Origin of the sequence: Prevotella pectinovora (assembly GCF_000834015.1) — a bacterium.
GTDB classification, from domain to species: Bacteria; Bacteroidota; Bacteroidia; order Bacteroidales; family Bacteroidaceae; genus Prevotella; species Prevotella pectinovora.
Genome location: NZ_JXQI01000083.1, coordinates 1 through 21,756, shown reverse-complemented (window position 1 = coordinate 21,756; position 21,756 = coordinate 1). Strand labels below are relative to the sequence as shown.

At 42.8% G+C, this 21,756-nt stretch carries 19 protein-coding genes, 1 tRNA gene and 1 pseudogene; 9 read left to right on the top strand and 12 right to left on the bottom strand.

Annotated features, from left to right (window positions below; translation table 11 throughout):
• The first annotated feature begins 197 nt into the window (after positions 1–197).
• From ST42_RS12045 to ST42_RS14525, 7 genes are all read left to right on the top strand, one after another.
• A complete protein-coding gene (locus ST42_RS12045; protein ID WP_044073653.1) occupies positions 198–1,451 on the top strand; it encodes an ATP-binding protein in 1,254 nt (417 codons plus the stop codon).
• 327 nt (positions 1,452–1,778) lie between these two features.
• Complete coding sequence (locus tag ST42_RS12040) at positions 1,779–2,672, top strand: Abi family protein (RefSeq protein WP_044073651.1); 894 nt, start codon at positions 1,779–1,781, stop codon at positions 2,670–2,672.
• A gap of 21 nt (positions 2,673–2,693) precedes the next feature.
• Positions 2,694–3,359 (top strand): hypothetical protein, encoded by a 666-nt coding sequence (locus ST42_RS12035; RefSeq protein WP_231557037.1) that lies wholly within the window; start codon positions 2,694–2,696, stop codon positions 3,357–3,359.
• Positions 3,360–3,649: 290 nt separating this feature from the next.
• Positions 3,650–4,003 (top strand): type II toxin-antitoxin system RelE/ParE family toxin, encoded by a 354-nt coding sequence (locus ST42_RS12030; protein ID WP_044073649.1) that lies wholly within the window; start codon positions 3,650–3,652, stop codon positions 4,001–4,003.
• Positions 4,004–4,005: 2 nt separating this feature from the next.
• Entirely contained in the window at positions 4,006–4,317 is a 312-nt protein-coding gene (locus tag ST42_RS12025; protein ID WP_044073648.1) for a helix-turn-helix domain-containing protein, read from the top strand.
• Between the two features lie 258 nt (positions 4,318–4,575).
• On the top strand, positions 4,576–4,722 hold the full coding sequence (locus ST42_RS12015) for a hypothetical protein (RefSeq protein ID WP_197068949.1): 147 nt from the start codon (positions 4,576–4,578) through the stop codon (positions 4,720–4,722).
• Between the two features lie 125 nt (positions 4,723–4,847).
• Positions 4,848–5,066, top strand: coding sequence for a hypothetical protein (locus ST42_RS14525; protein ID WP_316931831.1), 219 nt, complete (start codon positions 4,848–4,850; stop codon positions 5,064–5,066).
• A 213-nt stretch (positions 5,067–5,279) separates the two neighbouring features.
• Here the strand turns inward: ST42_RS14525 and ST42_RS13920 are convergent, their stop codons facing one another.
• The 9 genes and pseudogenes from ST42_RS13920 to holA form a co-directional block, all read right to left on the bottom strand.
• On the bottom strand, positions 5,280–5,456 hold the full coding sequence (locus tag ST42_RS13920) for a hypothetical protein (RefSeq protein WP_156139366.1): 177 nt from the start codon (positions 5,454–5,456) through the stop codon (positions 5,280–5,282).
• Positions 5,457–5,480: 24 nt separating this feature from the next.
• Positions 5,481–6,365, bottom strand: a complete 885-nt coding sequence (locus ST42_RS12005) for a hypothetical protein (protein ID WP_156139365.1) — start codon at positions 6,363–6,365, stop codon at positions 5,481–5,483.
• Positions 6,366–6,941: 576 nt separating this feature from the next.
• Positions 6,942–7,930, bottom strand: a pseudogene (locus ST42_RS12000) (PDDEXK nuclease domain-containing protein).
• A 396-nt stretch (positions 7,931–8,326) separates the two neighbouring features.
• A tRNA-Arg gene (locus tag ST42_RS11995) sits at positions 8,327–8,401 on the bottom strand.
• Between the two features lie 205 nt (positions 8,402–8,606).
• Complete coding sequence (locus ST42_RS11990; protein ID WP_197068948.1) at positions 8,607–9,947, bottom strand: FimB/Mfa2 family fimbrial subunit; 1,341 nt, start codon at positions 9,945–9,947, stop codon at positions 8,607–8,609.
• A 436-nt stretch (positions 9,948–10,383) separates the two neighbouring features.
• Positions 10,384–11,295: a dihydroorotate dehydrogenase gene (locus tag ST42_RS11985; protein ID WP_022316940.1), complete on the bottom strand. Its 912-nt coding sequence runs from the start codon at positions 11,293–11,295 to the stop codon at positions 10,384–10,386.
• Entirely contained in the window at positions 11,283–12,059 is a 777-nt protein-coding gene (locus tag ST42_RS11980) for a dihydroorotate dehydrogenase electron transfer subunit (RefSeq protein ID WP_044073665.1), read from the bottom strand. Before ST42_RS11980 ends, ST42_RS11985 begins: the two co-directional genes overlap by 13 nt.
• A 156-nt stretch (positions 12,060–12,215) precedes the next feature.
• The gene (locus tag ST42_RS11975) at positions 12,216–12,698 is read right to left on the bottom strand and encodes a helix-turn-helix domain-containing protein (protein WP_044073644.1); all 483 of its coding nucleotides are present in this window, start codon (positions 12,696–12,698) and stop codon (positions 12,216–12,218) included.
• A gap of 899 nt (positions 12,699–13,597) precedes the next feature.
• Positions 13,598–14,629: a DNA polymerase III subunit delta gene (holA, locus tag ST42_RS11970; protein WP_022316944.1), complete on the bottom strand. Its 1,032-nt coding sequence runs from the start codon at positions 14,627–14,629 to the stop codon at positions 13,598–13,600.
• Between the two features lie 356 nt (positions 14,630–14,985).
• Between holA and ST42_RS11965 the strand changes: the two genes are divergently transcribed.
• The gene (locus ST42_RS11965) at positions 14,986–15,435 is read left to right on the top strand and encodes a type I restriction enzyme HsdR N-terminal domain-containing protein (RefSeq protein ID WP_044073642.1); all 450 of its coding nucleotides are present in this window, start codon (positions 14,986–14,988) and stop codon (positions 15,433–15,435) included.
• 507 nt (positions 15,436–15,942) lie between these two features.
• On the opposite strand, the gene ST42_RS11960 is transcribed toward ST42_RS11965, so the two are convergent.
• Positions 15,943–17,382, bottom strand: a complete 1,440-nt coding sequence (locus ST42_RS11960) for a C69 family dipeptidase (RefSeq protein WP_044073641.1) — start codon at positions 17,380–17,382, stop codon at positions 15,943–15,945.
• A 339-nt stretch (positions 17,383–17,721) separates the two neighbouring features.
• Between ST42_RS11960 and ST42_RS11955 the strand changes: the two genes are divergently transcribed.
• Complete coding sequence (locus ST42_RS11955; protein ID WP_044073640.1) at positions 17,722–18,177, top strand: Hsp20/alpha crystallin family protein; 456 nt, start codon at positions 17,722–17,724, stop codon at positions 18,175–18,177.
• A gap of 86 nt (positions 18,178–18,263) precedes the next feature.
• Here the strand turns inward: ST42_RS11955 and brxL are convergent, their stop codons facing one another.
• Positions 18,264–19,706, bottom strand: a complete 1,443-nt coding sequence (gene brxL, locus ST42_RS11950; protein ID WP_044073639.1) for a BREX system Lon protease-like protein BrxL — start codon at positions 19,704–19,706, stop codon at positions 18,264–18,266.
• A 2-nt stretch (positions 19,707–19,708) separates the two neighbouring features.
• On the bottom strand, positions 19,709–21,643 hold the full coding sequence (gene pglZ / locus ST42_RS11945; RefSeq protein ID WP_156139363.1) for a BREX-4 system phosphatase PglZ: 1,935 nt from the start codon (positions 21,641–21,643) through the stop codon (positions 19,709–19,711).
• Positions 21,644–21,756: the final 113 nt, after the last annotated feature.

Genomic DNA, 21,756 nt, shown 5'->3' with positions numbered 1-21,756 from the left:
AATGAAACTGCTGGACTCCAACGAAATCCGGCAGCTTCGCGATGTGTGTATATTTGAGGTGAATGGAATTGAGGTGTATATGTAAAGAGCGAATTTAGCTATAATTGTCAAATTCCTAAAGAAAAAGTCTTCCTCTTAAAAGAAAAGTATTACCTTTGTTCCGAAAAAGTGGAACATGTACCACTTTTTCGGAATGGATGATAGTTAACAGAAGCACTTATATCGACCAATTGATTCGTTCTAAAGGCAACGGATTGATTAAAATTATAACAGGATTAAGACGTTCTGGAAAGTCTTTCTTGCTAAAGAAGCTTTTCCGACAGCACCTGTTGGATGATGGTATTAAGGAAGACCATATCATAATTATTGATATGGAGAGTCGAAAGAACAAGCCATTCAAAGACCCTGACTATTTACTTGATTGGGTAGAAAAGGAAATGAAAGACGATGAAACATACTACATCATTATTGACGAGGTACAGGAAGTGAATGATTTTGTTGAGGTTCTTTCCACACTCTCGGTAACTGAAGGCACTGATGTTTATGTTGCAGGCTCTAATTCACGCTTCCTTTCATCTGATGTGGTGACAGAGTTCCGTGGGCGTGGTGATGAAATCCATGTTTGGCCTTTGTCATTCAAGGAATTTATGTCTGTTTTTCCTGGTTCAAAGGAAGATGCGTGGTCTGAATACATTATGTTTGGTGGACTTCCACAACTCTTAACTCAAATTGGCGATGACAAGAAATCCGATTTCTTGCGTAGGCTATACCGTACCGTGTATCTCCGTGACATATATGAGCGTAATGACATTACCTTAAAACCTGAATTTGAAGAGCTTTCAAAGACTGTGGCTTCAAGCATAGGCGCACCTGTCAATGCTCTTAATATTGCCAACACTTTCAAGTCTGTAAGCAACGTTCAGAATATCACGGACAAGACGGTTTCCGTATATCTTGGATATATGCAAGATGCTTTCCTTATTGAGAAGTCTGAGCGATATGACATTAAAGGACGCAAGTACATCGGCTCGCTATCAAAATACTATTATCAAGATATCGGTTTGCGCAACTCTATCATTTCTTTCCGACAAACAGAGCCAACCCACATCATGGAGAATGTCATCTATAATGAAATGCGTATGCGTGGTTGGCTCGTTGATGTTGGCAACGTTGCTCAAAGGGTAAGAAACGATAAGGGACAAAATATCCGTGTCACACTTGAAGTTGATTTCGTCTGCAATAAAGGTAGTCAACGCATTTATATACAATCGGCTTGGAGAATGCCTGATGCCGACAAAATGGAGCAGGAGAAACGTTCCTTGCGCTTAGTGGGTGATTCTTTCCGTAAACTCCTTATCGTTGGTGAGCATACAAAATCGTGGAGCGATGATGATGGAATTCAGATTATCAGCATCTATGATTTCTTGCTTGATTTGTCTTCGACAGATTAATATAGACTTCCACAATACAAACTTTAGGTTTATGGGAGATTATGAAAAATTTGTAGAGGCTTTTGATGCTGTAACTATTCAGCCTACCTTATTTAAAAATACATAAGACGAATGTAGCTGCTGGACTCTAACGAACGGCAGCTTAGTGATATGTGTATTTTTGAGGTGAATGGCTTGGAAGTGTATATGTAAATCATACATTAATTGCAAATTTTTATCTTGAAATTTGCTTGTTTCTAAAATATTGCGTAAATTTGCATCAACAGTTCCCACCACGCTTCCCGTAGAACAGCGAACCAGGGTGGGACTTTTACTTTTTATACGTTTATGAAGTATTCAAAACAGCCCTTAGACTATTCTGAAATTCTTGATTTGTTGGAGTCACGCGGTCTTATCATTCGTGATAGGAATAAGGCCATAGAGTGCTTGAAAGTAGTCAGCTATTTCCGCTTAGACAACTATTTTCATCCTATGGAAAGTGATAAGGTTCAACACATCTTCAAGCCAGGTAGCACTTTTGATAATGCAATGGACTTATACAGGTTTGATTGTGATTTGCGTGAACTGATTTTCACTGCCATTCAAGCTGTAGAAATTGCTCTTCGCTCAAAGATGATACACCATATCTCCTTACAGTACGGCGCATTTTGGTTCACTGATGTATCTTTATTCCGTGACGCTAACATCCACCATAAATGCATGGAACAGATTAGGCAAGAGCTGAAGAGGACAAGAGAGGAATTTATCATTGAGCACTCGGCAAAATATTCTGAACCTGAATTTCCTCCTGTATGGAAAACATTGGAGGTTACTTCTTTTGGAACATTATCCAAATTGTTTTGTAATTTTGCTGATAACAAAATCAAGAAACGCATAGCTCGTGAGTTCAATCTTCCGCAACACTTGGTTCTTGAAAGTTGGATAAAAAGTGCTGTCGTATTAAGAAACTATCTTGCACATCACTCACGAGTTTGGAACAGAAAATTTCCAATCAAGCCACAGATGACAACTCCATTGCGTGGCAACTGGGTAATACCGCCAGTTGGCAACTATGACAAACTTTACTCGCAATTATGCTATCTGCAATATTTGCTAAATGTCATTCGACCATGCAATAATTTTAGTTTTAGACTAAAAGTTCTTTTGACCGAACATCTCAATGTAGACACATCGGCTATGGGCTTCCCAGGGAATTGGCTGGATGAACCTTTGTGGAGATAATATAAAAGGGAATGCACCAACATGGAGCATCCCCTTTTTATCTATTATCACTCCGATTTACAAACTTCAGCTGAAGAAATTGGAACTAATTCAGAGTTGATAGTACATCTAACAATTATTCCACCACTTTTTATATGTTTTCCCTTTATTATAATATTGTATATATTGAAAACATCATCTTTTAATTCTAACTTAACAGAGCCAGAGTTTGCAGAAGAGACACTTCTTCTGACTTCTGATAGCCAAGGAGTTAAATTGTCTCGTGAGAATGGTACTATTAAAACAAAGGCAGGAGCAAGCCTTTATCTTACAGGTATTGGTAAGGTAAAATCAAGATTGACACTTAAGGGTATTAAGTCAACCAGTAAAGCTGTTGGTGGTTCAACAACTCGTCTTATAATAAAAGCAGCAGATAACAAGACAGATCCTAACTCTTTTATTTCTGTTTTTAAGTTTGAAGTTAAAGGTAAAGAGCGTAGATACCAGTTGGCAGAGACTGGTACTTTGTCAAAGACTGAGAGTAACAACCTTTCAAGTGTTGAATATAAAGCCAAGAAATATGGTGAGAGTTCTTACTATATAGTTTTGGAAGACCTTACTGCAGGTGAGTATGGTATAGTCATTGGCGATCCTAATCATGAAAACACAAAAAACGCAATGAAAGTAACAACATTCACCGTAGAATAAATAATCCGTATAAAGGCTTTTGTCTTTTCATCCATACAAATGCTTCCGTACTTTCACAGTATGGAAGCATTTTTCAATTTATCTCCCTTAAATATGACTTCTACAAAGGCTGTGCAAGCCTCAACCTGCCTTATTTTAAAATACACTAAACGAATGAAGCTGCTGGACTCTAACGAAATCCGGCAGCTTCGTGATGTGTGTATATTTGAGGTTAATGGTATTGAGGTGTATATGTAATAAATATATTACTTTTATTTGGTAGTATGTAACAAATTGATTAACTTTGCAGCATGGAAGAGAAAGTGATAAGGCACATTATCTACTCGGACGAGTTCGAAGAATACTACGCAAGTTTGAACGAACTATTAAAGAAGAAATATGACTATGCTTTACAGATTGTAAAATCACAATATGTCGTCAGTTCAAAAATAGTAAAGAGCTTAGAGAATACGGACTTCTACGAACTCCGAATTTCCATCAGTTCCAACGAATACAGAACTATCCTGCTCGCTGTTGACCACGACAATTTCATACAAAGCAAAAATGTACTTCTTCTGAACTCGTTCTTGAAGAAAGATACAAAACAGTACAAGGCTGAAATCAAAAAAGCCCAAAACATTGTTAAACGTTATTTGGAGGATTGAATATGTTGAAACTTGACAAAAACAAACTTGCTGGTCTCAAAACATTTGACGACCATCTGCAAGAAAGATATGGTGACGAAAATAGTCCCGAGCGTAAGGAGTTTGAAGCTAAGGCTAAAGCTTGGTACTATGCTGAACTTCTTAAGGATGAACGCAAGCGCCAAAATATAACACAAAAAGTGTTGGCTGAAAAAATCGGTAAGAAACGCGAGTACATATCTTCACTCGAAAAGGGTCAGACAGATATGCAACTCTCTACGTTCTTGCGTATTGCCGATGCTCTTGGCCTACGCTTTTCTTTGGTGTTGGGATAGATTACCTTTCTGATGTAAACCTAAAAGATATAGTTATGCAGTATAATAAAGATTCACATATCAACAATGTTGATGATGTAATAAAGTTCTTCCGTTACATCGTGGAAGAGCGCAATGTGAATTTCTATCCTGATGATATGTTTAGGGATTACATGTTAGCAGACGGATCTAATGCTTTCACACCCGAAGAGTGCGAAATCTACAATCATCTCGTGGAAGAAGCTTTTAAAATTTGTGACAAAGAGAATGTTGGTATCTATGAAATTCCCCGATGACGGAAGTAATACCATTGACGCACCGCGCGACTTAATGAAAGAACTTAGAAACGCTTTGACGGAGGTAAAGGAAGCCATTGCCGGGAAACGTAAACTTCAATCTGCTGATAGTTTGCTCGATGAGTTGTAATATTACAGTATCGGTTTCTGACGACTTCGCAAAAGAAGCAAAACGTCTCGCTAAAAAATATCCAAGTTTTAAAAAAGACTACAAGGAGTTTCTTGAAAGCATTAAGAACAATCCTTTGCAAGGCGATGAGATTACAAAAAAACATACGCAAAATCCGTATGGCTATCAAAGCTAAAGGCAAAGGTAAATCTGGTGGAGCAAGGGTCATTACTTTCAATGTCTTTACAGATGTGGAAAACGGTCATGTGGTTTTCCTTCTTCTCTATGATAAAGAGGATGCTTCAACCGTCAAAGTCAATGTTGTCAAGCAACTTGTGCGAGACATGGGATTTGATATTGAATGAAACAATAAAGGGATGCATAGTCTTCCTCATTTATTTCTTTTGCCCATCCCAAGATATTTTGGGAATATCAGTTAATCACCTATATAAATGACTTAATCCCCAAACTGCCTGATAGGCGTTTGGGGATTAAACCATATACTGACTGAATTGGCGGCAGGACTCTTGCGACATGGAGGCTTGACGCCAAAAATGTTCTGATCGGGGGCAGACTTCTTATTCCGTCTCCCAGATGTTGCTGCCGAAGTCTTTTGCACAGGCCTCGTCGGCATCCTTATCCTGTATCTTATCGGGCACCTTTATTTTTATACCGTTCGCCGAGAGCGGTGTCAAGCCTTCTCCCTCCAATGGTATTACCTTCATATCTGGTTTTACGTAAATTCTGCTACTCATATTTCTTTCTCCTTCTGCGTTATTTTATCTGTTCGTTGTGATGAATTTCTTTCCGTTTATTATCATTATCCCGCCGTTTGCAGTCTTGCAACCAGCATTCAGTTTCATTCCCGACAGCGAGTAGGCGGTTGTACCACTTGTTGGCGCCGCATACTCAGCGGTCTTTATGGCGTTCGTCTCCCCGTCGATGGTCACAGAGGGCAGCTGGGCGCTCCCGTTCACCGTTCCGGTATGCTTTTGCAGATAACATCTGAAGCCTCTCATCGGTCGGGAGTCAGCCTTCGGCTTAGCCAGCGTACCATCTGCTATCAGAAACAGTTGCGTGCCGTCTGCCACCAACTCGTACGATCCAAAAGTGCCGCAGAGATCCCATTCGCCGCCACATACAGTCTGTGCGGTTGTGCTCCTAACTGTGACGTCCGCAAACTTTGGCTGCTCCACATAATATTCGGACCGCATCAGAAACGGCATGCCTGCCTTCACCACATTCTCTTTCACAGTAGAGAACGACAGTTCTCCATTCTGATATCCGTCATACGAATATACCTGCGTTTTGTTGCCGAAAATCTCCGTTATCATCTTCTTGCTCAGGTCGAAGGGCAGACACATGGTATACAACTGAGAGGGGTTGAATGTGCGATTCAGAGCCAACGTCTTGTTCGCACCAGCGATTCCACTAATTGTGCTCTCTACATTCTCGCCTTTCTCGTCAAGCGTAGCGTCAAGCTTGGGACGGGTGTAGGTGAGGGTGATGGAGGTGATATAAGAGCTAAGTGATTCTCCTGTCTTTTTCGATTCTGTTAATGTTATATTATTACTATTTATAGACTCTACGATTGGTTTTTTTTCTGTTGCAGATAAAAATTTATTATTATATTTAATGAAAATACCTTTTTTTGTGGTTCTCATCGTAATTGAATCTATTACAATAGGTTTGGGCACAGAAATTTGCAGTTGCCCCGGATGATTAGCGTCATAATCTAACCTCAGATATTTGTTTGTTCCTATATAATGACATGTATACCCCGTTAATGAGACGGATAAATCTTGAACTTTAAAAGTAATATCGGTTAGTACACTTTGGCTAGTATTATTTTTCAATCCAAATGCTCCTTTTTTTGAAAAGTCCAATGTCACCGTAACCTCTTCTTTCTCATTCCCCTCTTCTCCCTGGCCATAAGCCAAATCACAGCCTAAGGTCAAAAATAGAATGACGAATGTGAATAACATAACGCCGTGTTTTTTCATTTTTCCTTTATATCAATAGTTTGTTGAAATTCAAGATAAATGCCTTACTGCTTCACGCTGCCGACCAAAGAGTTCTTTTATAGCTATCACAAATAGTGAACTCTGATTCAAGAGCCAACATTCCTGTTGTTTGATGAACATGAAGCATTTGCAATGCAAAGGTAGCATTTTCCTTCAAGATAAACGCCCATTTTAAGAAAAAAGTATTTCTTAAACCCTAAATATTCCGTAACAATTCTATTTTCCACCTTTCTCCTCACCGAACTTTTTAATCTCATTGGTAAGGACTTCCTCTAATTCTTTCTTTGGCACTATCAGTTGATAGTCAGTCACGCCTATCGGTTTGCCCATGTCTTCGAGAGCAAGCTCCACTTCCACACGATCTTTCTCTGCACAGAGGATGATGCCGATTGAGCGGTTTTCACCTTCGCCCCTTTCAAGACGGTCGAGCAACGAAAGGTAATATTTCATCTTTCCTGCATACTCAGGTTTGAAAGCACCTATCTTCAAATCGACAGCCACAAGGCAGCGCAAGCCACGGTGGAAGAAAAGCATATCCACCTTGCTCTCTTTGCCGTTGTACTCCAACACGTGTTGGTTGCCGATGAACGTGAAGCCATTGCCGAGCTCCATAAGGAAACGTGTGATAGCCTTCACAAGACGGTCTTCGAGTTCAAGCTCCAGTATGGGGTTTGTCACTCCAAGGAAGCCAAGGTTATAACTGCTACTGAACACCTCATTGGCATATCGAGCTTGCTCCATTGGAAGCGTGCGACTGAAATTGTTGTCAACCTTTGTCGCCAACTGCGACTCGTACATATTTAGCTTAATCGCATTGAGTAGTAAGTCGCGATTCCAACCTTTAGCAATAGTTTCTTTCGCATAAAACAGAGTAGCTTCATCATTTTTATCTTGCTCATAATGAGCAAGTTGTGCGACCACGGCAAAAGTGCAACGGAGCGTTGCACTTTTACATCGCTTCCACAATAGCGCAAATAAAAACGCTTCATATACCATAGATTTCGAGGTGAAAGTCCCATCTTCGGATAGCGTTCTTTCAAGTCTACGGACAACTGGCGTACCACGCCATCCCCATGTCCGCTTTCTACCTTTCGCTCATGAAGCATCTTGCCAATCTCCCAATATGCGGAAGCAATATTGCCGTTAATATGCTTAGCTATTTCCAGTCGTGCATGTTCAATCACTGCAACGGCGTGTTGCAGCATCTACTCGTAGTCTTCACGTTTTATTGGAAGTTGTTTATTATCAGTGTTCATTTTTGATGTTTCTCTTTTTCTGTTGCTGACAAGTTTTTCTCCAGTCTTTTTTCGTTTCGTGTAGTGGACAAAAATACACTAAAGTACTTTAAAGAACAATGCCCTACAAAGATACAAAAAAACAATGACGTTTTGGCGCTTTCAATATTAAACTTTCCTAACGTAACTATTCAGCGGTAGGTGCATGACGAATCGTCAAACAATTCGTACATATCTAATACGTATACATACACCTTTTTATGTCCTAATCCTATATTTATCTCTAATCCTTTAATATTAAACGCTTTACAACGTAACTACTTGACTATCAGACACAAAAAAGGGAGGCTTCTAAACCTCCCCAAGTGATTCCGTTGGGATTCGAACCCAAGACCCACGCCTTAGAAGGGCGTTGCTCTAATCCAACTGAGCTACGGAACCGACCGTTTTCGGAGTGCAAAGGTAGTACTTTTATTGTAAACTGCAAAATTTCATAGAGAAAAGTTGCAAGAAAATTGATTTTTCCTTTGATTATCAGATTTTTTCCCACTCCTTTTGCATATTTTTTCGCTCTTTTCTCACTTTCAGCCGAAAAATAACGTATGCTTCTTCAACCCAAAGCGAGAAAAGAACTCAGATAAATCTGTCATTTTTTCAAGAAAGTGACGGTGGCAACAGGACGGAGATTACGTCCTGCTTTACCAGAACTGGGAGGAAACGAGCTCTTTACCTCATTCATACACATTATCTTATTGTCTGTATTCAGGAAATAATAAATTCCATTCGTATTACTAAATATCAGCTCCAAACCCAATGTCTTGAGATTATTATTAATATCGGCTCTGTTGTCCATTATATACTCCATCTCCCCTTTTGTCGGCAGTCTCCATCCATCCACTCCTTTCACAGCCAGCTCTGTAATGCCGGCATCAACGGCCTTCTTGACATCGGCTTGATCATCTGCATCAAATACGAGTGAACATTTCGATTTCGGCGCCAAAAGGGTCACAATGGTGATATTGCCAGACACCGCAGATTGCTCCGACTTCAGCACATAGCAACCTTTATATACCGTACCCTGCTCTGGAGCCGTCTCGTCCACTTTCACATCGCCGCCCGTATTGTCGCCCATCTCATTCTCCTTCACATCGATTGTCCAGATCTGCTCTCCGGCCCACGACACACCATTGATCAAGCACTTCAGCGACGGTTCTGCCACTCTCTGATAATTCACGGTCATATCCACCTTGTAGTTTGCCGCCAGCGGTTTGTCGCTGACATATCTGAAGGTCTTCACCTTGCCGTCGGTCGTCGTGAAATTGAAAGTCACTACAGGATTCCCCACGCTCTCCATCAGGAATGCGTCACACTGCTTTGTCCATTTGCCATCAGTTCCCTTCTCCAGTACCACGCTATAGGCGCCATTCTCTCCGCAATACTCTCCAGCCACGTTGATTCCCTCATACAGAGGACTGACATCCGCCGTTATAGCAGCCACATTCTCCGGCACATCGCTTATCGTCACGTTGCGGAGCATAAACACCTTGCGGCTCATCGTCAGCGTGACGTCCGTTTCCTCGCCGTCCGTCAGCACCACCACACTATTTGCCGCCATTATGTCGCCATGTGCCATTCCTTCTTTCAGCGCCACCACAGACTGCGGAGTAGCCTCCTCCTTTGTCGGCAACGAATAGTTTGCCGCATCAGCTCCCGCCACAGAATACACCCGATACGCTCCGGCGGCAAGCTTGAAGTTTGCCACATCCTTTTCCGAAGCCACCGACTTATACGCCACACATTGTCCTGCCGTATTAAATACATACAGTTTTATCGGAGTCGCCACGGTCATTTCCGACGCTGCCCCGCTCTGTCCACGGGCCTTTATCCTGAGTGTCACACCACCCAAGGCGTCATCGCCATCAGCCAAATCTTTTGAACACGATACGAACATTGCCAATACAAGCAGAAAGGCAAAAGAAAAAAGCATTTTATCCTTCATAGAATTATTTTTTATGGGTTTGCGTTAAATTCATCCCGAATCGGTATAATGCCGTTTTGGGGGTAAGTTCCAACAAAAGTAATATTTTTCTACAAAAGCGACAAGAAACACTTCAATTTATTTCAACAAGAAACACCTCCATTTATTTCAAATTATCCATCGAATTTCTTAAAGTCCCTATTTTTCCCAATTTTTCTGTACAAAAACCTTTGCCAATTTTGCAACATTAGTTAACGATAAAAGAAAACCAATTAACACTTACAAACAATTTCGATTTGTTTTCATAATACAATAAGTATTTAAATATGCAAACGTCAAATAAGAAAAGAGATATAATAAACCCATCCAGATCTCTCGAAAAGGATGGGCTGAAAATATCAACTAAGATTTTTTGTCAAACCGAATAATGCATCCGGTGCAATCATCAGGCCTCCAACTGACCGATGATTTCAGTCACCGATTTGCATCCATGCTTGTCAAGCCATTCATTGATGCCGTTCTTCACCTTCACCGTCACCTGAGGATCCAGGAAGTTCGCCGTACCGATCTCTATTGCGGAAGCTCCGGCAAGCATAAACTCAATGGCATCGTTGGCATTGCAGATGCCGCCGAGTCCCACAACGGGAATTCCGACAGCCTTTGCCACCTGCCACACCATGCGCAGAGCAACAGGCTTCACCGCTGGTCCGCTCAGTCCACCGGTATTGATGCTCAGCATCGGCTTGCGCTTCTCTATGTCTATCGCCATTCCCATCAGGGTATTGATGAGCGACACGCTGTCGGCACCCTCTGCCTCAACGGCACGTGCAATCTCCGTAATGTCGGTGACGTTCGGCGACAGCTTGACTATCAGCGTCTTATGATAACTCTTACGCACGGCTCTCACCACACTGGCAGCTCCCTCGCATGTCACTCCAAACGCCATTCCGCCGTCTTTCACATTAGGGCAGGAGATATTCAGTTCTATCGCCGGAATCTTGTCGAGAGCGTCTATCCTTGCCGCACATTCTGCATAATCCTCTGGCGAAGAACCACTTACGTTCACTATCATATTGGTGTCGATATCCTTTATCTCCGGATATATGTGCTCACAGAAATAGTCAACGCCCTTGTTCTGCAATCCCACACAGTTGAGCATTCCCGATGCCGTCTCTGCCATTCGCGGATAGTCGTTGCCTTGTCTCGGATGCAGGGTGGTGCCCTTCACGATAATGCCGCCTATCTCACTAAGTTCCACGAAATCAGCATATTCCGGACCGTATCCGAATGTGCCTGAAGCTGTCATCACTGGATTCTTCAGCTCCAGATTTCCTATTTTTACCCTTAAATCTGCCATGACAAATCATTTACGTTAAACACTGGACCATCCTTACAAACACACAGGTTGCCGCTCTTCGTGCCTTCCACGCAACACAGACAGGCTCCCACGCCACATGCCATCTTGTTTTCGAGCGACGCCTCACAGCATATACCCTCAGAATGTGCATATTTCGCCACTGCCACCATCATCGGTTTCGGTCCGCAGGTGGAAATCTGGTCAAACCTCACTCGCTGCAACACGGAATGGTTTGTCACGAAGCCCTTCTCTCCCTCCGATCCGTCTTCGGTAGTGATGCACACCTCACCGTATTTTCTGTATTCATCAAGGAGCAGCAGGTCTTTTGCCGACCGTGCTCCAAGCAGGAACACCGGTGTCATACCATTGTCTTTCAGCACTTTACCGAAATAGAGAAGCGGTGCAACGCCCACGCCGCCGCCGACGAGCAACACCTTGGCATCCTTGTTCTCAGGGATGGTGAACGTGTTTCCCAGAGGGAACATGCAGTTCAGCTTGTCACCAGCCTTCAGCTGTGCCAAGGCACGTGTGCCGTCGCCTATGGCAGCCACCAGCAACCACAGCTCATTTGCTTGATAATCAACGAAGTTTATAGATATCGGGCGTCTCAGGAATGTCGTTGCAGATCCGTCGATGCGTATCTCCACGAACTGTCCTGGTGCCATTTCGGGCAGCTTCTCCGCATGGGTCAACTTTATCAAGACGTATTTGTCGTTGATATGGTCCACCGAAGAAACAATCAGGTCTAAAACGTATTTTTTCATCAGTTCCATTTATAAGTTTCGGCAAAATTAGGCAAAAAATCCCTAATATCTACCGATAAGCTCACATTATTATCTGCAAAGCCGCCAAAAAGCCCATTATCCCCAACCGATAATCATTACGTGATTGGGGTCTGATTATTCAGAAGAGCGAGATAATCACTTCTTCGGCACGAAACTTTCCCACGTCTGGTCGTCGTAAAACACTCTTATTTCAGTTATCCTCCGGCGCTCCTTCTCCTTATATACGATGTCCGTGTGTACGGGCGACTTTGGCTGCTGCCTCACGTTAGTAGCAAAAGCGTTGCCCATCGGGGCGCTCTGCTGCGATGTTGCCCCCGCATTTCCTTCAGCATCACCGAAGTCGAGCATCTGCTCACCGGCCATACCGCTCTCCTGTGGGGTAGAGGAGGAGTCATCCGCCGACGCTTCGTCAACGAACATCATTCCTTTTCCAAACATGAGCCAGTCGAGACTGATGTTCGGAAATTTCGACTTTATAGAGTCCACGGTGTTCAGAGTCGGTTTTGTACGTCCCTGAAAAATTCCACTCAGTGTGGCAGGAGATATTCCGAGGAAGTTTGCAAACGTCTGTTGAGTCATGTGCTGCGCTTCCATCAGCTGTCTAATTCTGTCCTTCATTTTCTTCTCTTATAGTAAAAATAGGGGTTGTAGCCCTGATTTTGTTTGACTTTACAAAGGTAAATCAAAAAAATGGAATATACAACAAATGTAGAATATATTTTATTTTCTAAATATTAGATTTCTAAATGTAAATTCGTAAAATCAAATCTTTAAACTCAGGTTTTTAGGTTTTGAATTTGTAAATGTGAATTTTAGGGAGCCAAACGTCCGGAAAGCCTTTGTTTACGGGATTTTCGGAATTAACTGGCTGTGATTTGGTTATTTATATATGTTTAGGGGCGTAAATAGGGAATATACATTAATTTTGTAAGTTATTTTGTATAATTCACCCTGTCAGCTACTTTAAAAGTATAAAACTCATTGGTTTTCAGTGATTTATAAGGCTTATTTTATTCTGCATAATAATTCGTGTGAATTTTAATATTTAAATATTCGGATGTTGATATTTGAATTTGATTTAATAAAATGTATTCAAGTTTTCAAATATATAAATCACATTTACTAAATTAAACTTCAATGTTTTAAAATTTAAATCTTTGAATTTCACAAAGGTATATCAAAACAATTGTTAACGCTGAATTTAAAGTCATTTTCAGAGTCGTTTTTTTCAAAAACAAAAGGATTCCGAACGAGGGGAAAGTAATGTCAAAATCATGCTATTCTCATGATAGGAAAAATCACGCAAAGCCCTGATTTCAAGCGGAAATAAGGATAAAATTCATGTTCGTGAAAATCATTTCTTTTTACAAAATCTGCACCAAAAATGTAAAAAAACGCATCATTTCGGGGTGCAGATACCATAAAACAGCATCCCCTCACCACCCGAAAAACGGTGATGAGGGGACATATATATATAAGGTGTAACCATTTCTGGCAGAAAATTCTTTGTTCCCTGGTCAATGCATGATAAAGAAAATCAACTCCTGCAGCAGCTCGCCGGTGGGAGTATTCGGATTGTCGAGTCCCTTGCACTTGGTGTCAGCCTCACGGATTTTGTCTATTATCTGCATCACTTTCCCACCACTGTAGTTTCTCATTCCCAGCATATACTCTTTGGCGGCCCATGGTCCGCGCAGGTCGAGCCACCTCGCCACCTCGGCATCATTCTGTCTGTTGGGAGCGTAGTAGGCAAGCATGAGATTCTGGAAATACGAGAATATCACCGGTATCAGAGCGAACGCCCCGCCTGTTTTCGGATTGCTGTCAAAATATTTCAATATCAGGTTCGCCTTCACCACATCCTTCGCTGCGATGGCGCTTCTCAGTTCAAAGGCATTGAAGTCTTTGCTGATGCCGATCCTCTTCTCCACCATCTGCGGCGTGATGCGCGTGTCTCCCTCTTCCAGCGAGAGCAGCAGTTTGTCAATCTCTCCCGTCAGCCTGCTGAGGTCTGCCCCGATATGGTCGGCAAGCATCTGCGCCGCCTTGTTCTCTATCGTCACCTTTGTGCGCTTTTTCAGATATGCCTCAATGAATGGCGGCAGCTCGTAGTCTCGCTTTTTCTTGCTCTCAAACACCACTCCCGCATTCTTGAATCTCGTCAGGATCTTCTTCCGTCCGTCGATAGTACCGTTTTTATAACACACCACGAGCACAGTCGTCTTTGCCGGTTTTTCCAGATAACGCTCCAGCTGGTCCCAGTTTTTTATGTTCTGCGCCTCCTTCACTATTATCACCTGCCGTTCCGCCATCACGGGATAGCTCCTCGCCATGTCTGCCACCTGGGCTCCCGTCACATCGGCTCCGAACACTATCTGCTGGTTGAAATCTCTCTCTTCGGGCTTTATCGCATGCTCCGCAATGAAGTCTGCGATCTGGTCGATGTAGTAAGCCTCCTCCCCCATCAGCAGATACGACGGTGCGTAGTTGCCGGCCTTCAGATCCGACATCACGCTCTCAAAAGTCATTGTCGCTGTTTTCTCAGCCATACTATATTATTTAACTATTTTATACATTATCAGTTTCGCTGCAACATTTTTCTATTTGTATAATAATGTTAATAACAAAACATCCTTACCCTCTCAAGAATGCCATCAAACTGTTCGTCGCCAATACCATTCCCGTGAACACGGAATTTTGAAGCATGGTCAATCACTGCTCTTTTCCGACATTTCATATTTTGAGATTCACGAAATATCATTACTTTTGCAATGCCATAGACACGAGACGCCGCCTTTGCGGGTCATCGTCTCACAAGGATGAAGTCTCCCGTCATGGACCAACCGTCCTGTCGTGTCATGGCGACAATATCAGCAAGACGCATTCTGATTGCAAAATTAATAAAATGAACCGATTAAACCTACCTCCTTACGAAATAAAAACGCGCCAGCAAGATGGCAGACAGTATATCCTCGACGTATTGCGCAGGAAATTCATAGCACTGACCCCCGAAGAATGGGTGCGCCAGCATTTCATCCATTTCCTTGCAGACCACAAGGGCTACCCCACTGCCCTCCTTGCCAACGAGGTGGAGCTGACCATCAGCGGCAAGAAGTTGCGCTGCGACAGTGTGTTGTATTCCAGGGATCTGAAGCCGCGTATGATAATAGAATACAAAGCGCCGTCTATAGCCATCTCTCAGAAAACCTTCAACCAGATCTTCGCCTACAACACTCTACTCCACGCCGACTATCTGGTGGTGAGCAACGGCATCAGCCACTACTGCTGCAAAATCGACTATACCAACCGTTTCTACTCCTTCCTTAGCGACATCCCTCGCTATGAGGATCTGTAACTGACAACGCACACACATAAAACATTTTCCTCAAAAAAAGTATCATAGTATCATTCTTGGCCACCGCCAAGCCCCTAATACACTATAGACTAACGACTTAACCCGATGATACTTTTCTGGATATTTTACAGAAAAGTATCATTGATGTATCATAGAAGTATCATGCCTTTCGGCATCCCATATTTTCCCCCACACCAGGGGGAAGACATCCCCACATTAGGGGGTTCTGTTCCCCACGGCGTGGGGGGAATCCGAGGTCAATATTTTACGAATTACAAGTCTGTATTTTAGAGATTTCAAATTTGTGTTTTACGAATAGCAAGTCTATGTTTTATGAATAACAAGTCCATGTTTCACGAATAACAAGTCCATGCTTCACGAATAACAAGTCCATGCTTCACGAATAACAAGTCCATGCTTCACGAATAACAAGTCCATGCTTTATTCATGAAAGACAAAGGGAGAACCCATGGGCACTCCCTTTTATCACAAATATCAATTCAATCTTTACGCTCCATGAAACAAGTATTCCTCCTGCACCTTCTTCGTAAGATGGGTGAATAGAGTGTTGAGCAGCTGCTTGCTGAAATCGTATGCGCGCTTCTGCATGGCGATGCCGGCAGCCGTGAGAGCCTCAACGGCATTGTCGGGAGCTTCCTTGCATGTGGCGAGATATTCCTTCTCTATCTTCCGCTGCGTCTCGTCAAACTCAGTCTCAAGTTCAAGATATGCCTTCTTTATTATCGGGGCAAAATAGTTGTAGTCTGTCATACCCAGGGCGGCAATCTTGCGGAAGGTCCAATAGGCGGAATAGTCGTCGCTTTCGCTATTTGCACGATATGTATACCTCTCGTCCACCTCCGTAGCTCCCTGATAGAAGGGGATGAACACGCTGAGGTCTGCCATACCAAACGCCACGTATGTCACTTCGCCAATAGCCGTCGGCAGCTCCGGACGCACCTGCATGATATGCGTCTGCGTAGTACGGAAGATACTTACCGGGCGGTATGGCTCCTTGCCGTTGGAATGGAGGTAAGGGTCGTGGTCGGTATTGTCGTAGTGGAAGCGGAAAGCCTTGCGCAGGTCTGCAAGGGATATTTTCCTTTCAGCCTCGGCAAACACGGGGAAAGTGTTTTTCTCCACATCGTTCTTTATAGCCGGCGAGAACATCCGTTGCAGTCCCCACACGCGCGGATAGTTGTATGTAGTATCGAGTTTCTCGTCTCTCGAATAAGCCTCATGAAAATCAAACACGCCGTCGGCAGGATTATACAGCCCGTTCTTCTCGGCAAACTCTATCAGATCTGCCGATGCCAGGTAATTCTCCTTGTCTTCGGGGTCATACTTGCGGTAGCGGCTCTGGTTGCCGGTCACGAAATACTTGTCCTTTGGCATCCTGCACGCCAGCCATCTGTGTCCGCCGGCATTCTCCAGATACCAGGTCTCCTTGGCATCTATAAAACCGATGCCGAAACCTTCCGCCGACCCGTATTCCTCAATCAGCGCTCCCAGTCTCTCCACGCCCTCGCGGGCTGTATGCACATAAGGTAAAACGATGTTGTAGGTACAGTTCTCCGCCAGTCCGTCCTCCACATACGGGTCAGCCTCAAGAGCCTTCTCGCTGCTGAAGATAGTCTCCGTGGAACTCATTCCCACTCCTGCCGTGTTATATCCGGCGCTGCCCCACTCTCCCGGATATGTATAGTCCGGCAGACCGGTGTAGCCGAGTGCTTTCTTCGGCAACGGACAACGGAACTTGCTGTCCTTCGCCACGAATTCCTCCTGTCCGTCGTCAGTATCCCTGTGCACCTCCACGTTGATAGCCATCAAAGCGTCGAAATCACTTGAGCGGCACAGATATCTCGCACCGTCCACACTCTGTTCCTCCCCCACGATAATCGTAGTACATTCAGAAGGAAGTTTTCCTGAAATCTTTTCTTTCTCCATAGTCCCTGTTTATTTTAATATATGGTTCTATAGATGCAAAAGTATAAAAACAGAATAATACGAAACAAAAAGACATATTAAATATGTATAAAATAGAGAAATACTTTGCTCCACCATGACACTATTCTGACATTTTTTCATGTTTACGAGTCGTAAAACGTACAAATTGTCAGACACCAACCCTTGCAAAGCCATTGGCACACATGTTGCGATATGCCCTAATGAAAGCCGAAAGCCTTGAAGCTTGAGGCAAAAAAAACATAAAACAACAATCAGAAGTCCCGACGGATCCGCATGGTGAAGGGAGGACGAGAAAAATAAAATTTGGAGGTATTCACTATGTTGATGGTTCGCAGAAACAACTATTCTAATTGGTTAGACAAATTCTTTGATGACTCACTTTCCGACACCGAGCTGATGCCGCAACGCAACACTACGGCTCCGGCACTCAACGTGAAGGAGACAGCCGAAGATTATATTATGGAAATGGCAGTTCCTGGACTGGAAAAGGAATGGGTGCGCATTAACGTCACCAACGAGGGACTTCTTCATGTTGCCATCGAGAACAAGATGGAACACAAGGAGGAGAACAGGGACAGCCACAGGTCTCGCCACATACACTACCTGCGCCGTGAGTTTGCCTATGGCAACTACGAGCAGAGCTACACTCTGCCGGATGATGTAGACCGCGACAAGATCAGTGCTGGCGTTGCCAACGGCATCCTCACAATCACCATTCCAAAGACTACTCCAGAGCAGGAGGCCAAGGTGATGAGGAATATAGAGGTCAAGTAATACCACTAAACCCAAATGACATATTTAGGTTAAAATAAGGACAAGCCCCATACTTTTGTCATTAAGTCAAAAGTATGGGGCTTGTTTTATACATAATCTTTCTTTATCCAGAAATTTGGCATAATTGTTTTAAACTCTACATCTATATAATGACACTGTTCCTTTATTATGCCACGTCGGCGTATTGCCGGTTGTAAGCAATATGTATCAAAGTCATCCATATTAACATCATCAACATGGGTCCAATGCGGAAATAGTAGTTTCATATAAGCAACAGTCATACGTTTGACAGCATTAAAGTCTCGTGTATCAGCATTCTTGTCGTATCCTACCAACTCATCAAACAACAACCCATAGATATTTTGCGTGCGAAGAGAATGCAGAATTTCAGAAAAATACTCCACATTCAATGTCCACCCTTTATAGATGATACCTTTATTTACACGAGGCAGATGCCATCCTTCAATAAAACAATGGAAACGGTCAAGCAACGCGGACTCGCGAAACGACTGAGGCAACGAATCAAAATACCTATAGTTCAAAGGTCTACGCTGCTCATTCAGGGGTATATTTCCCATCAACATCAAACCACACTCCGAACTGAATTCGTTGTTGTCAATCGTAGTCTTACCCGATTCAAGATATGATTTTAGTGCAGCCTGTATCTCTGCAGGCTCCTGGAAAATAATAGTTTGAATCTCATCAAAAGCGGTAAAATCATGATTCTTGATAATACCATTCTGTTGTTTGGCTTTATCATAGAAGAGCTTAGCGCGCGTTACTTTTCCTCCGCTAACAAGCCAGCCATACTTTGAAAGATTACCAAACACAAAAGACTTACCTGTTCCTTTAGGAGCAAGTTCTATAACATTCAAACGCGGTTCGACAAAAATAAGAAGGCGAGTCAGAAACTCCATCTTCTGGGTCATCGTTTCAAAGCCGTCAGCCTCATATTCCATAGCAGACAACAACAAGTCTATCCATTCCTGCGTGGAGAAAGCAGAACGGGCATTACGCAGATAATCAATATCTACGCTACGGTAAGGTTTGAAAGGTTTATAATCAACCATCTCCACATGATACTTCTTTCCGTCATTATCCGGAAGCACAGAAAGCTTGATAATACCCCATTTCTCTCCATCCACGAGTTCTCCTTGATGTTTTTTATAAACATACTCCGGTATCTGCCCCTCGTTTATCTTGATGCCGAGATCCGGAATACCGAATCTGCGTACATCCTTCACCAAATCTATATATATGATAAAACGTGTGAGTAATGTCAATTCTTCTCCAGAAGCCAAGCGATCTTTTACCTCTGTCTGCTTTTGAGGTATCACCATGTCAAGAAATCCTGTCAGACCGGCACGATCCACAGAACCGTCTTCATTAATATAACGCTTGAGAATGAAGTCCTTCACGAAAGAAGGAAGATTGCGCCCGGCAAACAAACTGTTGGTTGAAGCCGGATCTTTATAAATAACCATCGAGGCAAACTGCTCTCTAACTTTATGTATGATATTTGTCTGCATAATCAAAATCCAAATAAATCATCCTCCTGAGCACCGGTGTTTATGCTCAGATTATCTGTTTGCTTGAAATCTCCAATACGCAAGGTTATTCTTGTCGATGTGTCGACGAGATTCAGTCGTTCGCTCTCATATATATCCCCATCGACTTTATGAAGAGCGTACTCCACGCCATTATATAAAACAACAGGCGTGTCAATACTGTTTATTCCCATAATTATATATCTGACAACAGGTGTCGTTGCGACAATTTCATTTGATTGTAATTTTGCCGTATATACGCTTGCATTTTTTTGATTGGAGACTATTATAATAGGCACGAGTATTTCTTCTGGAGTAGCTCCTCCATGAGCGCCTAGCCCTGTTGATGTCTTGGCTGATAGCGAATTATTGTTCAAGGAACACAAAGTATGCCCATCTTCTATGACGACGTAGTTGTTGTCTGTCGGAACTTTTCCCTTGAGCCAACGCCCGCAGCGTCCGGCATGATCTGTTTCTACTCCTGCGAGGTTTAAGCCAACACCAAACTGTGACATATAACTGATACCATGGTCTGCAACAAAGGCAATCTTCTTTCCGTTATATTGTGAGAGAACCCTTGAGATGGCATTCTCCACCAGGTGGAACTCTTCCGTAAGATAGGCTGGATAGTTTTTCTGCGTGTGGGCAAACTTGTCTATGTCGCCTATCTTTTCAAGCTTATCACCAGCCAGTTCCAACAATTTTTCTTTATTGACAGAAGTGACAGTCGGAAGTTCCGCTGTTGCCACATATACCTCATTCAAGAACACCCCGTCTACTTTATGTTTTTCTATAACCTTCGTGATAAATGGAATCCAGTCTACACCAAGACCATCAATCCAATAGAAAAGATCTATATCGCTGCGATGATGCAATAAAGTCTTGACAGTCTTGAAGCCGTCACGCCATGCCTCAAAACTGAGTTGCGAAGCATTGTGTTCTTTCAGCTGGTTAATCAAGCTTTCAGTTGGTCTGTTTGCCACTTTTGACAAACAATACTCCTGGAAGTATCCATTTATCCAGTTGTTTCCATTCTCAGTCTGGACATTAGGCAATGTCAGATAATTATAGAGTTCTGGATACAAAGTCTTTATATAGTTCTTCTCTATTCTCCCTTGTCCCACCCATTCTATCATCAGACATTGCTCTGAAAATGTGAGTGGCGTCATATATTTCATCGCATATAACGGTCCACGTTCCGGGTCTGCCGCCATTGCAGACAACTTCGCCTTCAGCTCCTGTTCCGCCAAAGCCGTTATCTGAACATTCTGTCTTTTTGCTTCTTTAAGCAGCGACAAGCGTTGCTGTAGACTGGTTTCATCAAGCGATTCGTGAAATATTTGTGTGGCAATCTGTGAGAACAACTCAGAAGTGCTCAGCGAACAGACTTTTTCCAATACCCTAATCAGATAACTACTCACATCGCTCTTCCATATTGAATATGTTTTAAGGAGCCAACGCGAAAATTCATCCTTGAATTCAAACCATGTCTGCACAAAGGTGGTATCTTCGGTGAGATTCGAAGCATTGAACTTCTGATTTACGAAAACATCAAAATCAAAATCCGTCACGTCTATATTTGACGCCAACATCTCCCAATATGGCATATCTTCTTCTCTGACATACAGTTTTTCGAAATCAAGTCCAAGTCCTTTATTCAAGAAATCAAATGCATTATCACATACCGTATATTTGAAAGCATTGTCCGGCTGCGCATTGTGTGCATTGCCAAAGATACATTTCGACGAACATATAATCTGCGATTTTATGCTTGCGCCCACATTCTTCCATAAGGCTATCCATTGGCGCAGATCTTTGCATAGTGTGTATTTGCTTTCCAACCCTTTCACTCCATAAGTCGTTCCGCATGTCAATATCAGCTCATAGTTGTCATTTTCATTTTTTCCTAAAATCCGCAACTATCATCCAATACACGATTAAGGGTAGATTTATGAGTCGTTAGTAGCAGCTTTCAGTAAAAAGCAACAGCACAACATCAATATGTAGCCACCATCCCCTTACCCCACGATGC